Below are 13,760 nucleotides of genomic sequence, written 5' to 3'. Positions count from 1 at the left end.
CCGCCCGCCCGCCGTACTCCAGCCGGAGTATGACGACTCCCCACCCCGGGCAGACGTTTCGGTCCCCCGTCCGGGCTAGCGTGAGCTCCATGAACGTCCCCAGAGAAGAAGCGCCCTTCCGCTGGTGCGGTGGACCACCGTGGCGCCGGAGCGGCCGGGGGCGTGGCGGGGCGCGGCCCGGGTCCGGGGCCAGGCCCGGACCCGGGGGCAGCGGTGATCGGCGGCGCCGAGTGCCCTGGGTGTCCAGCGCGGTCGTGGCCGTGGTCGTCTTCGTCGGCACCGGGTTCGCCTCGCGCGCACACCCCGACCAGCAGCAACTCGACGCGTTCGCCCGCTCGCTGCTCCTGGTCGGCCCGGTCTTCCTCCTGCTGCGGGTCCGCTGGCCGCTGGTCGCCCTGGCCGGAACCGTGGCGGCGGCGCTCGTGCTCCAGGCGGCGGGCTGCGCGTACGGGGCGGTCTTCCTCCCCGTCGTCGTCGCCACCTTCCGCGCGGTCGTCACCGGGCGTCTGCGGGCCGCGTCGTGGACCTGTGCGGTGCTCCTCGCCGGGCATGTGCTGATCGGCCAGTGGCTCTACCGCTATCTGCCGCCGTCGGGCGACCGGTCCGGCCCCTGGGGCGAGGAACTGTACTTCGCCGTCTGGGTGGTGGCCGTCCTGGCCGGTTCCGAGGTGGTACGGGTACGGAGGGAGGCATGGGCCCGCGAGCGCATGGAGCGCGCGGCGGCCGCCCGGCGCCGCGCCGACGAGGAGCGGTTGCGCATCGCCCGCGAACTCCATGACGTGCTGGCCCACTCCATCTCCGTCATCAACGTCCAGGCGGGTGTCGGCCTCGCCCTGCTCGACAGCGACCCCGAGCAGGCCCGTACCGCCCTGACCACCATCAAGGCCGCCAGCAAGGAGGCGCTCGGCGAGGTCCGCCAGGTGCTGGAGGGCCTGCGCGCCCCCGGTGAGGCCCCGCGTGCCCCCGCGCCGGGCCTCGACCGCCTGCCCGAACTGGCCGACCAGGCCGCCGGGGCGGGCCTGAGTGTGACCGTCGACACCGAGGGCACTCCGCGCCCGCTGCCGCCGGGCGCGGACCTGGCCGCGTTCCGGATCGTGCAGGAGGCGCTCACCAACGTGGTCCGGCACTCCGGTTCCCGGGTGGCCCGGGTGCGGCTCGGCTATGGCCCGGCGCGGCTGACCCTCCGGGTCGACGACGACGGGCCCGCCACCGGTACCGACGCGGGCGGCAGCGGCAACGGCCTCGCCGGGATGCGGGAGCGCGCCGCCGCGCTCGGTGGCCGGATCGAGGCGGGTACCCGCCCCGACGGAGGCTTCGGCGTGCTGGCCGAGCTGCCGGTGCCGCGCCGGGAGCCCCGGTGCGGTGCGGCGGCGTCCGCCCCGCCGCACCGAGGGGGCCGAACGGCGGTTCCCCCGGACGAGACGAAGGAGACCTCGTGATCCGCGTTCTGCTCGCCGATGACCAACTGCTGGTCAGGGCGGGTTTCCGGGCCTTGCTCGACGCACAGCGCGATATCGCGGTGATCGGTGAGGCCGCCGATGGTGAGGAGGCCGTGCGCCTGGTGCGCGAACTCCGCCCGGACATCGTCTTGATGGACATCCGCATGCCCGTCCTGGACGGGCTCGCCGCCACCCACCGGATCACCGAGGACCCGGACCTCGGTCAGGTGCGGGTGGTCATGCTCACCACCTTCGAACTCGATGAGTATGTCTTCGAGGCGCTCCGCCGTGGCGCCTCCGGCTTCCTGGTCAAGGACACCGAGCCCGATGAGCTGTTGCGCGCGGTGCGCGCGGTCGTCGCCGGGGACGCCCTGCTGTCGCCCGGGGTGACCCGCCGGCTGATCGCGGAGTTCGCCGCGCGGTCCAAGGCCCCCGCCGACGCGGGGGAGCTCTCCTGTCTCACCGACCGTGAGCGTGAGGTGATGACCCTGGTGGGGATGGGGCTGACGAACGACGAGATCGCCCGTCGGCTGATCGTCAGCCCGCTGACGGCGAAGACGCACGTCAGTCGCACGATGGTCAAGCTCGGTGCCCGCGACCGCGCCCAACTGGTCGTCCTGGCGTATGAGTCGGGGCTGGTCCGGCCGGGCTGGCTCGGCTGAGGCGGTGCGGCGGGAGTTCCGTGGCGCGGTTCCCCGCTCCGTACGGTGGGACGAGGGCGCTGTGGATCCGTACCGTACGCGGGGTCCCACCGATCCGGCATCAGGATGTCGGGGACGGTGGGCCGACCGGTGGCGGACCGGCGGTTCGCCCGCCCGAGATGTCCGGACCGTCCTTAGGATCGGTCCATGATCGCTGAACTTCAGTGTGTGGTGCTCGACTGCCCCGACCCGGCGGAACTGGCCTCGTTCTACGGAGCGTTGGCGGGCGGAGAGGTCAACCGGCCCGACCGGCGCTGGGCCCTCGACGACGGCTGGGCGACCCTGCACACCGCGTCCGGCCCTGTCCTCGCCTTCCAGCGGGTGGCCGACTACCGGCCGCCGGCCTGGCCGGATCCGGAGCGGCCGCAGCAGTTCCACCTGGACTTCGAGGTGGCGGACCTGGACCGGGCCGACCAGCGGGTGCGGGCCCTCGGCGCGACGGTGCTGGACGCCGACGCGGCGGGGCGGGGCTGGCGGGTCTACGCCGACCCGGTGGGGCACCCGTTCTGTCTGGTCCTCCGGCGGCCCCGACAGGGATAGCCCTGCCCGGCCGACACCCGGGCCATGGCCCCGGCCGAGGGCCCGGATGTCGTCACTCCGGGTGGCTCCAGACGCCGTCGACCTCCTCAACGCGACCCGTAGTTAAGAAAATTAAGATCTGAGCGTTGTCATCTTGAAAAACTCAAGATAGAAATGAATAGCGAACGCTTCATGGAGAGGCAGGGGAGCCAAGGGTGGACTGGCAGGAGCTGACGGACCTGACGCAAGGGCGGACCTTCGTGGTCGAGCGGGTCCGTCTCGTCGGCAACGGCGTCGCGGTCGAGGGAGAGTTCGAGCCGCCGCAGCTGGCCCAGCTCGGCATCGATGACCAGGTGTTCGTCACCGCGTTCGTACGGGCGCACGGCTCCATCAAGGAGATGGAGCGGATCTTCGGGGTGAGCTACCCGACGGTCAAGTCCCGGCTGAACCGGATCGCCGGGCGGCTCGACTTCGTCGATACCGACCCGGCACCCATCGACACCGGCCCGGCGCCCACCGCCGCCGATGTCGTCGACCGTCTGCGGCGGGGGGAGATCAGCGCCGAGGAGGCCCTGGCCGAGCTGGAGCGGTCCCGGTGATCCCGTATCTGGTGACGGTGGGTCATCGCCGCCCCACTGGTCGCTGGTTACGGCTGTTCATCCCCGTCCCGGTGGTTCTGCCGGTGCTGCTGCCGCTCGCCGTGCTGGCGGCCGTGGCCGCCTGGGCCGTCTTCCGGGTCAGCCCGGTCGGCGCGCTGCGTGACACCGGGCGACTGCTGTGGGCGCTGCCCGGCACCCGGTTCGAGATGGCGCTGGGCCCAACGGCCCTGCGGATAAGCATCAGATGAGCCAGATGAGCCAGATGAGCCAGATACGTCAGATGGCTGAGATGACTGAGAGAGCACAGGAGTGACCATGGATGAGCAACGCCGCCAGATCCTGGAGATGCTGGCCGAGGGCAAGGTCACCGCGGCCGAGGCGGAACGTCTGATCGACGCCCTGGAACGACCGCGGCCCACCGCACACCCGGGAGCCGCGTCCCACCCCAAGCCGCCGCCCAGGTATCTGCGCGTGGTGGTCCAGGAGGAGGAGGCCCCCGGCGCCGACGGCGCCAGCCGGGTCAACATCCGGGTACCGCTGCAACTGCTGCGCGCCGGGGTCCGCCTCACCAGCCTCATCCCGCCGCAGGCCCTCACCAGGCTCAACGCGGAACTGGACAAGGCCGGGGTGCCGGTCGACCTGACCCAGCTGCGGCAGCAGGACATCGAGGAGCTGATCGAGCACCTCGCCGACCTCGACATCGACATCGGCGAGCCGGGCTCCGCGGTGCGGGTGTTCTGCGAGTGAGGCCGCCGGGGCCGAGGACGCCCGCCACGACCAGGGCCGGCCTGATCCATCAGACCGGACCCAGCGCGTTGACCGGGGGGAACGGATGATGAGCGACCGTACGCACGCGACCCGAGGGCCATGGACCGGCATGGTGCCGGTCGACGATACGGCCCTGGCCGTCACCGACACCGGCGGGACCGGTGTTCCCGTGCTCTATCTCAACGGCCAGTTCGCCACCCAGGGCTACTGGCGGCGGGTCATCGCCGACCTGGGGACGGGGTGGCGGCACATCACCTTTGACGAGCGGGCCCGGGGCCGCAAGTCGAAGCGTTCGGCGGACTACTCCTTCGAGGCCGCCATCCGGGACGTCGCCGCCGTCCTCGCGGCCCGGGAGGTGGACCGGGCGGTGGTGGTGGGCTGGTCCTACGGGGCGTTCGTCGCGGCCCACTGGGCCAGCCGGTATCCGGACCGTACCGTGGGCACGGTCATGGTCGACGGCGCGCAGCCCTACGACTGGCTCAATGACGAACTGGAAGCGGGCATCCGGAAGACGTTCCGGCGGTGGGGCTGGCTGATGTCGCTGGTGCGTCCGACGGGTCTGACCCCCCGGATGACCCCCGACCAGATGGCGGAGAGCAATATCGAGATCGGCAGGCTCGCCCGGGAAGGCGAGCTGGGTCCCGTCCTCGACACCATCAGCGTCCCGGCGCGGTACGTGGTCGCCTCGGGGGAGTCCCTCGGCAGTCAGGGCGGGCACGAACTGATCTGTGCCAGCCTCCCCGCGGTGACCGAGCGCAACCCGAACATCCGGATCCACGCGAAGGTCCCCAGCAACCACGGCGCCATCCTGCGCAAGGACTTCCGTGCCGTCGCCGGGGCCGTGCGCGAGGTCGGCGCCCCTGGCCCGGGACGGGGCTGATGGCCGCTGTGGTCAGGCGGTCTTCTCGCGAGGTCGGCGAGGCCGGCTCCGGGCGGCGCTGACAGCCGCTACGGCCGTGCGGTCGCCTCGGCCGCCGCGTTCCGTCCCGCGTACCCGATGACCGCCGCGGCGGCCGCGAGCAGGGCCACCGTCGTCAGCGCCATCGGCAGGGAGAGCCAGTCGGCGAGGAAACCGATGGCCGGGGGGCCGATCAGCATGCCGGTGTAGCCGAGGGTGGAGGCCGCCGCGACTCCGGAGGGGCCGGCGACCGCGCCCGCGCGGGCCACGGCGACCGGGAAGATGTTCGCCAGCCCGAGGCCCGCCAGGGCGAAACCGCACAGCACGAGCCAGACCGTCGGCGCGAGGGCGCCGACCAGCATGCCGAGCGCCGCCGTCAGCCCGCCCGCGGCCACGGTGCGGGTCTGGCCGAGCCGCTCCAGCAGGAGGGTGCCGGAGAGCCGTCCCACGGTCATCGCGAGGGCGAAGAGGGAGTAGCCCAGGGCCGCGACGCCGGGATGGGCGCCCAGGTCCTGCTCCAGATGAAGGGCACCCCAGTCGGCCATCGCGCCCTCTCCGTACGCCGTACAGAGCGCGATCACCCCGCAGAGGAGCACGACCCGCCGGGTACGGCCGGTGATCCGGAGCGGTGCGGCGGCCGTCTCGGTGGCGGGGCGCGGCGCGGGCGCGTGCCGCAGCAGCGCGGGCGCGGCGGCGACCGTGATCAGCACGCCGGTCGCGCCGAGCAGTACCAGATGGACGGTGGGGGACATCCCCCCGGCGACCAGTGCGCCCAGACCCGCGCCGACCATGCCGCCCAGGCTGTAGGCGCCGTGGAGGACCGGCATCAGCGGCCGGCCCAGGGCGGCGACCAGGTCGACCGCCGCGCTGTTCAGGGAGACACTCATCGCCCCGAAACACGCGCCGAAGAGCAGCAGGACCAGTCCGAGCGCGAGCGCGGAGCCGGTCAGCGGCGGCAGCACGATGCTCAGTGACATCAGTCCGGCGGCCGCGACGGTGACCGGGAGCGCGCCGTAACGGCGGCACAGGCGCCCCGTGAGTGTCATCGTCACCACCCCGCCCGCGGACACCCCGAGCAGCGCGAGTCCGAGCGCGCTGGCGGAGGCCCCGGTCTGTTCCTTGATGGCGGGGATGCGGACCACCCAGCCGGCGAAGAGGAAGCCGTCGAGGACGAAGAAGACGGTGAGGGCGGTGCGGAGGCGCGACAAAGAAGAGGACGCAGTGGTTCCGCGGACTCCCCCTGGAACGGCCTTCCCTAGTTTGTTTAGGTTGGGCACAAACGGAGGATACGGGGGAGGTGCGATGCGAACAAGACATCGGCGGTGCCGGGCCGGAACCCGCTGCCCGGAGCCCGTCACCCGCTATCCGGGATCTGTCGCCCGATATTCGGAAGGTCCCCTCCGTTATCCGCGACGCCGGGGCTGGTGCCGCACCTCGCCCCAACCCCCCTGCCGGGCCCGCGTCCCCCCTCCCGGCCACCTTCCGTACCACCCTCCGGCCACCCTCCGGCCCATGGGCCGGAACCGCCCTCGGACCATGGGAGACTCGCCACCATGAACGGCAAGGCGACAAGCGCCAGAACAAAGCTGGAACGGGGCCGCAACGCCCTGGGACCCGCCCTGGAACTGGTCCACACGGGCCGTGCGCCCACCCGCGCCGTCCTCACCGCCGAACTCGGCGTCACCCGCGCCACCGCCGGTGCCGTCGCCGCCGAACTCGCCGCCCTCGGACTCATCCGGGTCGACTCCCGCCCCACCGCCGCCGCCGGATCCCAGGGCCGCCCCTCGCACCGGCTCGCCGTGGACGACACGGGCCCGGTGGTCCTCGCCGCGCAGATCCACTACGACGGCTTCCGCGCCGCGCTCGTCGGACTCGGCGGCCGGATCGTCGCCACCTCACCCGGCTGTGTCACCGTCTCGGCCGACCCGGAGCAGGTCATCGGCGAGGTCGTCGACGCCGGGGCCGCCCTGCTGCGCGCCAGCGGACGCCGGTGCGCGGGGGCGGGCCTCGCCGTGCCGTCGGCCGTCGCCGAACCCGACGGCGTCGCCCTGAACCCGCTGCATCTCGCGTGGGCGGCGGGCGCCCCCGTACGGCGGATCTTCGCCGCGCGGATCAAGGACGCCGGAGTCGCCGCGCCCGTCTTCGTCGGCAACGACATCAACCTCGCCGCCCTCGCCGAGCACCGCCACGGCGCCGGACGCGGCGCGGTCCACCTCCTGTGCGTCGCCACCGGCCACCGGGGCGTCGGCGGCGCCCTCGTCCTCGACGGACGGCTGCACACCGGAAGCTCGGGCCTCGCCCTGGAGGTCGGTCATCTCACCGTCCACCCCGAGGGCCGCCCGTGTCACTGCGGCAGCCGGGGCTGTCTGGACGTGGAGACGGATCCGCTCGCCTTCCTCACCACCGCGGGCCGCGAGCCGGGCCCGGAGATCTCCCTGTTGGAGCGGTGCCGTGACCTGCTCCAGCGGGAGAGCGGGGAGCCCCGGGTACGGGCCGCCACCGAGGTCCTCGTCGACCGGCTCGGCCTCGGGCTCGCCGGTCTCGTCAATATCCTCAACCCCGACCGCATCATCCTCGGCGGCCTCCACCGCGAACTGTTCAAGGCCGCGCCCGAGCGGTTGCGCGCCGTCGTCGCCGACCGCAGCCTGTGGGGCCGCAGCGGCGGTGTGCCGATCCTGGCCTGCTCGCTCGACCACAACAGCCTCGTCGGCGCCGCCGAACTGGCCTGGCAGCCGGTCCTGGACGACCCACTCGCCGTGCTCGGCTGACCCGCCGTCCCGGCGCGTACGAGAGGGGTACGGAGGGAGCCTCGCGTACGAGAGGGGTACGGAGGGGCGCCGCGTGCGAGAGGGGTACGGGAGGGAGCCTCGCGCACGGGAGAGGTACGGAAGGAGCCACCCGTCCGGCGGCACGGCGGGCGGCTCCCCGTGGGCGAGCGGGTACCTGACGACCATGAGCCGTCAGCCCCCCGCCGTGGACCGCGCTCCCCACCGGCTGGAACGCGCGCACCGCCGCGTCCTCGCCTCGCCGCTCGGCCTCGCCTGGAACCGGGGCCGGGAGATGGAACTGTTCCACCGCGCCATGGGCTTCGCCGCGCTCGCCTTCCTGACCCTCGTGCCCCTGCTGGTCGTCGTCGCGGCGGCCGACCCCGCCAGCGGCCAGGGCTTCGCCCGCTGGCTGGGGCAGGCGCTCGGGGTCTCCCCCGCCTCCCAGCGGGAGATCGAGGAGGTCTTCGGTCTGCCGGGGACCGCGCTCCAGCGCACCACCGCCTTCGGTCTCGCCGCCCTCGCCGCCTTCGGCCTCACCTTCGGCTCCGCCGTGCAGACCGGCTACGAGAAGGTCTGGGACCTGCCCACCGCCCGCTGGCACACCATGTGGCGCCATGTCGTCTGGCTCGCGGTCCTCATCTTCTGCCTGCTGCTCTTCGTCAACACACCCGTGCCGACCGGTCAGGCCGTCAGGACCGCCGGGGCCGCCCTCGCCGACCTGGCCGGTACCTGTCTCTTCTTCTGGTTCTCCCAGCGGATCCTGCTCGGCGGGCGGGTCCGCTGGTCCGCCCTGCTGCCGGGCGCGGTCCTCACCGCGCTGGCCATGCTCGGGCTGCGCGTCTTCTCCCAGTTCGTCTTCTCGCCGCTGATCGCCTCGAACGCGGTCACCTACGGCCCCTTCGGCACCGTCCTGGTGCTCCAGTCCTGGCTGGTCGGTGTCGGGGTCGTCGTGTACGGGGGTGCCCTGGCGGGCCGTCTCGTCCACGAGGCACGGGTGCACCGCCGCCTCGCCCGCGCCCTGCCGCCCCGGGCGGAGGACCGCTGACCCGTCCTCCGCGCGTGCGGCCTGGGCCGGGATTCCGGTGGCGCCGATGAGCCGTGGTCCCTCCCCGCGACCGGTGGCCCCGGCGCAGGCTCGGCGCCGGGCCCGGCCCCGAGCCGCGCCCCCGGATCACCCCGGATCACCTCGGGTCATCCCGAATCGCCCAGGATCACGCCGAATCACGCCGAATCGCTCCGGAACAGCGCGCGGTCAGCGCCGATCCGCGCCGATCAGCCCGGTGCCGTGGCGCGGAGCCCGGCCCGCCGTCAGATCGTCCGGGGCGCGGCGGGGTTCGTCGTCCGGCCCGGGAATCGGCTCTCCAGCGGAGGCCCGGGAGGGTTGGGCGTGTGGTGGGGGCGTGACGGCGGCGGGGGCGGCGAGGGTGAACCACACCGTCTTCCCGCCCTCGCCCTGGGGGCGGATCCCCCAGGTGTCGCTCATCGCCGCTATCAGCCCCAGCCCTCGTCCCGATGTGGCGAAGAGGTCACCGTCCCCGAAGGGGCGGCTCTCGGAGCCGGAGGTGAGGGTCGGCAGCCGGGGATCGTGGTCATGGACGGAGACGGTGAGATGGTCGAGCAGCAGTTCGATGTCCACGACGCAGACCTTGTCGGGTTCCGCGTGCTGATGGACGTTGGTCAGGAGTTCGGTGACACCCAGCGCGGCCGGGTCGATCAAGGGATCGAGGTTCCAGTAACGCAGTTGTGCCGAGAGGATTCTGCGGACCTGACCGATCCGCGACGGCAGGGCCTGGAGCTCCACCGTGCAGTGCCTGCTTGGCTGGCTGATCACGGCTGCGACTCCCCGAAATGTGGTCCGGAAGAAGACGGAGTTCGGATCCAGCAGTCGGCCGCCTGCTGAAGTATGGTCCCCCGGCGGCGAGGGCTGGTTCGCAGCGTCACCGCCGATGCACCCTGAGTGAGGTGAGATCAGTGTGAGCCAGTCACCCTGGTCTCACAACTCGGCGTCCGCGGCCCGTCCGGGCCGGGCGGCACGCCGGTCACCCCGTGCCACGCGCGCCAGGGGGTGGCGAAGCGCGCCGGGGCCGGGGTCGGGGCGGGTCAGTCCTCGGTGACGCCCGCGCCGTGCACGGCCTTGAGGAACCGGCCCGTGAGTATCTCGCCGTCCGCGCGGTGTTCGCGCTGGCCCATGGTGAGGCGGTAGCGCTTGCCGTTGACCGTGAGCGCCGTGCTCGCCTCGTCGGCGAACCACGCCCGGCCGGTCCTGACCGCGCGGACCGGGGCGCTGTCGATCACCCGGCCGTAGCTGGTGAGCAACTCCAGCTTGCCGTCCTTGATCAGCACCTGTCCGGCCTTGGTGAGCGAGCGGGGCCACCGCTCGATCCGTACGCCCGTGGCCCGGAATTCGGGCTCAGCCATCTCCATCGGCCCTCCGCCCCTTTCGTCACGTCGCTCCTCGCAGTCTGCCGAACTCCGGCCGGACGCACCAGTACGTGTGGACAATGCCCCACACATCGACCGGCCCAAGTGACCCCTATGGCTGCCCAAAGCGAAGGTTTGCCCAGGTGGGGGGCTTAGTGTGGCGGGACGGAAGCTCAGGTTCCAGCACAGGTGAGGGAAGGTCGCGATGGAGACCGAAGCAGGGGATGTGGCGGGCGGGGCCATGGCGACGATGGATGTCGACCAGAGCGATCCGGAGTACCGGGCATGGCTGAAAGAGGCGGTCCGCAAGGTGCAGGCGGATGCCAACCGCTCCGCCGACACCCATCTGCTCCGCTTTCCGCTGCCGGAGGAGTGGGGCATCGACCTCTACCTCAAGGACGAGTCCACCCACCCCACCGGAAGCCTCAAGCACCGGCTGGCGCGTTCGCTGTTCCTCTACGGCCTCTGCAACGGCTGGATCAGACCGGGTCGGCCCGTCGTGGAGGCGTCCAGCGGTTCCACAGCCGTCTCCGAGGCGTACTTCGCCAAGCTGATCGGTGTGCCCTTCGTCGCGGTGATGCCCCGCACCACCAGCGCCGAGAAGATCCGGCTGATCGAGTTCCACGGCGGCCGGTGCCACTTCGTGGACGATCCGCGCACGGTGTACGAGGAGTCGGCCGCCCTCGCCGAGCGCACCGGCGGCCACTACATGGACCAGTTCACCTACGCGGAGCGCGCCACCGACTGGCGCGGCAACAACAACATCGCCGAGTCGATCTACCAGCAACTGCGGCTGGAGCGCTATCCGGAGCCCACCTGGATCGTCGCCACCGCGGGCACCGGCGGCACCTCGGCCACCATCGGCCGCTACGCGCGCTACATGCAGTACGACACCCGGGTCTGTGTGCCGGACCCGGAGAACTCCTGTTTCTTCGACGGCTGGACCCAGGGTGATCCCGGCGCCAGCAGCGACCGTGGCTCGCGTATCGAGGGCATCGGCCGCCCCCGTATGGAGCCGAGTTTCCTGCCGGGCGCGATCGACCGGATGATGAAGGTTCCCGACGCGGCCAGTGTCGCCGCCGTCCGCGCGCTCGACGCGGCGATCGGACGCAAGGCGGGCGGCTCCACCGGCACCGGGCTGTGGAGCGCCCTGCGGATCGTGGCGGAGATGGTCGCCGAGGGGCGGCGCGGCAGCGTCGTCACCCTCATCTGCGATCCGGGGGAGCGGTATCTGGACCGCTACTACTCCGACGACTGGCTGGCGGAGCAGGGCCTCGACATCACCCCGTACCGCCATCAGATCGACCACTTCCTGGCGACGGGCGACTGGCCGCGCTGAACCCTTCGTATGCTCTCCGCCGACGGACTGACGGACTGACGGACTGACGGACTGACGGACTGACGGGCCGACGGACTGACGGGCGTACGGAAGCCGGGGCGCGTGAGCGGGCGTACGAGAGCGGGGTGAGCGTCCAGGCGTGGAGGCGTACGGGTCGGATGCGATGGGTCACCAGCGCGCGGGCGGCCCGCTCATCCGCCCGGCCGCCGGGGCGGGCCCAGCCTCCGGTCGAGATTGCGCGTCGCGCTCCGGAACGATCGCCCGAGACCCGGGCGGAGCAGCCGCAGCACACGCCGGACGGGCGGGGGCCCGTCCGTCGCGAAGACCCACCGCACCCGGCTGCCGTCGCCCCCGGGGTCGATCCGCCACTCCTCCAGCAGCGCGGTCACGCCCGGCGCGTTCGTGGTGTCGACCCGGTAGGCGTAGCGTTCGGCGGGGTCGGCCGCCAGGATCGTCTCACCGAAGCGGACCCCGGCCCTCAGCTTGATCTCGCGGCCCGCGCCGCCATGGGTCGGCCGGGCCCAGGAGACCGCGGGGAACCAGGTGCCCCAGGCCGTCACGTCCTCCGCCAGCGCCTGGTACACCGCCGCCGGACGCGCCCTCATCGTCGTGGTGAAGACCAGCCGGACGGGTGCGGAGTCCAGGAAGTCGAGTTCGACGGGGCGCAGTCGGCGGGCCATGGACATACCTTCCGTTGGCGGGGCTGACAGGGACCTGGGCTCGCACCCTAACTGACACTCCATCACCAACGGTATGGAACGGGGCTCTCAGAACGCGCCCCCGCCCCCCGGCGCGACACCGCGCAGCACCCCGTCCAGCGCGCGCCCGAACATCCGGCGGCCCACCCGCGCCACCAGGGGGTCCAGTCCGCGGGGCAGCGGCCACACGGCCAGCTCCTCCTCCCAGACCACCAGCGTCTCCCGCTCCCGCCCCAGCACGGTGATCTCAGCCCAGCCCCGCACCACCCGGCCGCGCTTCTCCAGCCGGCAGCGGCCGGGGACACCGGGCGCGGGGGGCTCCCAGCGGACCACCTCCATCGGGTCGTCGACACCGAACCGGCCGATCCCCGAGCGGACCACCACCAGCGTCCCCGGGCCGACCGGCTCACCCCGCACCGAGGCCAGCCGGGTCAGCGGCACCCGCGCCGCGTGCGCGCGCCAGTCGGTGACCCGGCGCCAGACCTCCTCCGGCCCGGCGGCCACCGATCGCGTCAGCCGGAACGGCGCCACGGGCTCACTCCGCCCGGTCTTCGGTGTCGTCGGCGACGATCAGCCGGGGCAGATGCTCGGCGATCTCCTCGCGCGCCCGCTCCGACAGCCCCGCGTCGGTCACCAGCGTGTCCACCTCCGTCAGCGCCGCGAAGGAGCTGAGACCCACCGTCCCCCACTTGGTGTGGTCCGCGATCACCACCACCCGTCGCGCGGCCCGGACGAGATGCCGGTTGGTCTCGGCCTCGGCCAGGTTCGGCGTCGACAGTCCCGCCTCGACCGAGATCCCGTGCACCCCGAGAAAGAGGACATCGAAGTGGAGCGAGCGGATCGCCTGGTCGGCGACCGGGCCCACCAGCGAGTCCGAGGGCGTCCTCATCCCTCCGGTGAGTACCACGGTGGCCGCGCCCGGCCGGGGCGCGGGGGGCTCACCGGAGGACGCCGGACGCTGGGCCGTGTGGAAGACGTCGGCGACCCGTACCGAGTTGGTGACCACCGTCAGATCGGGGACCTCCAGCAGCCGGTGCGCCAGCGCGTAGGTGGTGGTCCCGCCGGAGAGCGCGATGGCGCTGCCCGGTGCGGCCAGCCGCGCGGCGGCCCGGGCGATCTCCTCCTTGGCCCGCAGCTCCAGCGCCGACTTGACCTCGAAGCCCGGCTCGTGGGTGCTGGTCTCGACCACCGGGACCGCGCCGCCGTGGACCTTCTCGACGACGCCCTGGCGGGCCAGGGCGTCCAGGTCCCGGCGGACCGTCATGTCGGAGACGTTGAGCCTGCGGGTGAGTTCGTTCACCCGTACCCCGCCGCGTCTGCGGACCTCGTCGAGGATGAGGGCGCGCCGCTGCTCGGCGAGCAGGTTCTGGTTGTCCGTCACTGCCGGGGCCGGTCCTTCCGTCTCGTCGGCGTGGTCATCGGCATGGCCGGCGTCGCCGCGCCGTCACCGCGCCATCCTGTCGCCGTTGTCCCGCCGTCGTCTCAGCGTCGTCCGCCGGGCCCGGGGGCCGCGGTCGCCCCATCCTGCCACGGTGCCTTGAGCGGTTGTTCTCCCTCCGGGGCGCTGGGGGATGGTGTCTCGCGTCCGACGTGCTCGATCGCTCGTACCT

At 72.8% G+C, this 13,760-nt stretch carries 16 protein-coding genes; 10 read left to right on the top strand and 6 right to left on the bottom strand.

Going from position 1 to position 13,760, the window contains the following annotated elements; translation table 11 throughout:
* Positions 1-89: 89 nt before the first annotated feature.
* The 7 genes from ACFVIM_RS13070 to ACFVIM_RS13040 all read left to right on the top strand — a co-directional run bounded on the left by ACFVIM_RS13070 (position 90) and on the right by ACFVIM_RS13040 (position 4,906).
* Positions 90-1,439, top strand: a complete 1,350-nt coding sequence (locus tag ACFVIM_RS13070) for a sensor histidine kinase (protein WP_384300773.1) — start codon at positions 90-92, stop codon at positions 1,437-1,439.
* Positions 1,436-2,101 (top strand): response regulator, encoded by a 666-nt coding sequence (locus ACFVIM_RS13065; protein WP_384300772.1) that lies wholly within the window; start codon positions 1,436-1,438, stop codon positions 2,099-2,101. The genes ACFVIM_RS13070 and ACFVIM_RS13065 overlap by 4 nt, the downstream gene beginning before the upstream one ends.
* Positions 2,102-2,287: 186 nt before the next feature.
* On the top strand, positions 2,288-2,680 hold the full coding sequence (locus ACFVIM_RS13060) for a VOC family protein (RefSeq protein WP_384300771.1): 393 nt from the start codon (positions 2,288-2,290) through the stop codon (positions 2,678-2,680).
* 194 nt (positions 2,681-2,874) lie between these two features.
* On the top strand, positions 2,875-3,258 hold the full coding sequence (locus ACFVIM_RS13055) for a DUF2089 domain-containing protein (protein WP_384300770.1): 384 nt from the start codon (positions 2,875-2,877) through the stop codon (positions 3,256-3,258).
* Positions 3,255-3,506 carry a hypothetical protein gene (locus tag ACFVIM_RS13050; protein WP_384300769.1) on the top strand — a complete coding sequence of 84 codons (252 nt, stop codon included), beginning with the start codon at positions 3,255-3,257 and terminating at the stop codon, positions 3,504-3,506. The genes ACFVIM_RS13055 and ACFVIM_RS13050 overlap by 4 nt, the downstream gene beginning before the upstream one ends.
* A gap of 67 nt (positions 3,507-3,573) precedes the next feature.
* Positions 3,574-4,005 (top strand): hypothetical protein, encoded by a 432-nt coding sequence (locus ACFVIM_RS13045; protein ID WP_384300768.1) that lies wholly within the window; start codon positions 3,574-3,576, stop codon positions 4,003-4,005.
* A gap of 88 nt (positions 4,006-4,093) precedes the next feature.
* Entirely contained in the window at positions 4,094-4,906 is an 813-nt protein-coding gene (locus tag ACFVIM_RS13040) for an alpha/beta fold hydrolase (RefSeq protein ID WP_384300767.1), read from the top strand.
* Between the two features lie 68 nt (positions 4,907-4,974).
* On the opposite strand, the gene ACFVIM_RS13035 is transcribed toward ACFVIM_RS13040, so the two are convergent.
* Positions 4,975-6,201, bottom strand: coding sequence for an MFS transporter (locus ACFVIM_RS13035; RefSeq protein WP_384300766.1), 1,227 nt, complete (start codon positions 6,199-6,201; stop codon positions 4,975-4,977).
* Positions 6,202-6,477: 276 nt separating this feature from the next.
* On the opposite strand from ACFVIM_RS13035, the gene ACFVIM_RS13030 reads away from it, so the two are divergent.
* Positions 6,478-7,692, top strand: coding sequence for an ROK family protein (locus ACFVIM_RS13030; protein WP_384300765.1), 1,215 nt, complete (start codon positions 6,478-6,480; stop codon positions 7,690-7,692).
* Between the two features lie 184 nt (positions 7,693-7,876).
* Positions 7,877-8,737: a YhjD/YihY/BrkB family envelope integrity protein gene (locus ACFVIM_RS13025; protein ID WP_384300764.1), complete on the top strand. Its 861-nt coding sequence runs from the start codon at positions 7,877-7,879 to the stop codon at positions 8,735-8,737.
* A 207-nt stretch (positions 8,738-8,944) separates the two neighbouring features.
* On the opposite strand, the gene ACFVIM_RS13020 is transcribed toward ACFVIM_RS13025, so the two are convergent.
* Positions 8,945-9,523, bottom strand: coding sequence for an ATP-binding protein (locus ACFVIM_RS13020; protein WP_384300763.1), 579 nt, complete (start codon positions 9,521-9,523; stop codon positions 8,945-8,947).
* A 269-nt stretch (positions 9,524-9,792) separates the two neighbouring features.
* Positions 9,793-10,116, bottom strand: a complete 324-nt coding sequence (locus tag ACFVIM_RS13015) for a hypothetical protein (RefSeq protein WP_384300762.1) — start codon at positions 10,114-10,116, stop codon at positions 9,793-9,795.
* Positions 10,117-10,318: 202 nt separating this feature from the next.
* On the opposite strand from ACFVIM_RS13015, the gene ACFVIM_RS13010 reads away from it, so the two are divergent.
* Entirely contained in the window at positions 10,319-11,452 is a 1,134-nt protein-coding gene (locus tag ACFVIM_RS13010; protein WP_384300761.1) for a PLP-dependent cysteine synthase family protein, read from the top strand.
* Positions 11,453-11,643: 191 nt separating this feature from the next.
* Here ACFVIM_RS13010 and ACFVIM_RS13005 read toward each other — a convergent pair whose 3' ends face one another.
* From ACFVIM_RS13005 to ACFVIM_RS12995, 3 genes are all read right to left on the bottom strand, one after another.
* A complete protein-coding gene (locus tag ACFVIM_RS13005; RefSeq protein ID WP_384300760.1) occupies positions 11,644-12,132 on the bottom strand; it encodes an SRPBCC family protein in 489 nt (162 codons plus the stop codon).
* 87 nt (positions 12,133-12,219) lie between these two features.
* Positions 12,220-12,681 carry an SRPBCC family protein gene (locus tag ACFVIM_RS13000; protein ID WP_384300759.1) on the bottom strand — a complete coding sequence of 154 codons (462 nt, stop codon included), beginning with the start codon at positions 12,679-12,681 and terminating at the stop codon, positions 12,220-12,222.
* Positions 12,682-12,685: 4 nt separating this feature from the next.
* Positions 12,686-13,531 (bottom strand): DeoR/GlpR family DNA-binding transcription regulator, encoded by an 846-nt coding sequence (locus tag ACFVIM_RS12995; RefSeq protein ID WP_384300758.1) that lies wholly within the window; start codon positions 13,529-13,531, stop codon positions 12,686-12,688.
* Between the last annotated feature and the right edge of the window lie 229 nt (positions 13,532-13,760).

The organism is Streptomyces sp. NPDC057638, assembly GCF_042800315.1.
Lineage (GTDB): Bacteria > Actinomycetota > Actinomycetes > Streptomycetales > Streptomycetaceae > Streptomyces.
The sequence above is the reverse complement of the archived record's forward strand: the minus strand, read 5'-3'. Positions and strand labels throughout refer to the sequence as shown.

Bases quoted from the DNA above. Each gene is read 5' to 3' on its own strand.
- ACFVIM_RS13070 (WP_384300773.1), top strand. From the start codon at position 90: ATGAACGTCCCCAGAGAAGAAGCGCCCTTCCGCTGGTGCGGTGGACCA.
- ACFVIM_RS13060 (WP_384300771.1), top strand. From the start codon at position 2,288: ATGATCGCTGAACTTCAGTGTGTGGTGCTCGACTGCCCCGACCCGGCG.
- ACFVIM_RS13045 (WP_384300768.1), top strand. From the start codon at position 3,574: ATGGATGAGCAACGCCGCCAGATCCTGGAGATGCTGGCCGAGGGCAAG.
- ACFVIM_RS13040 (WP_384300767.1), top strand. From the start codon at position 4,094: ATGAGCGACCGTACGCACGCGACCCGAGGGCCATGGACCGGCATGGTG.
- ACFVIM_RS13030 (WP_384300765.1), top strand. From the start codon at position 6,478: ATGAACGGCAAGGCGACAAGCGCCAGAACAAAGCTGGAACGGGGCCGC.
- ACFVIM_RS13025 (WP_384300764.1), top strand. From the start codon at position 7,877: ATGAGCCGTCAGCCCCCCGCCGTGGACCGCGCTCCCCACCGGCTGGAA.
- ACFVIM_RS13015 (WP_384300762.1), bottom strand. From the start codon at position 10,116: ATGGAGATGGCTGAGCCCGAATTCCGGGCCACGGGCGTACGGATCGAG.
- ACFVIM_RS13010 (WP_384300761.1), top strand. From the start codon at position 10,319: ATGGAGACCGAAGCAGGGGATGTGGCGGGCGGGGCCATGGCGACGATG.
- ACFVIM_RS13005 (WP_384300760.1), bottom strand. From the start codon at position 12,132: ATGGCCCGCCGACTGCGCCCCGTCGAACTCGACTTCCTGGACTCCGCA.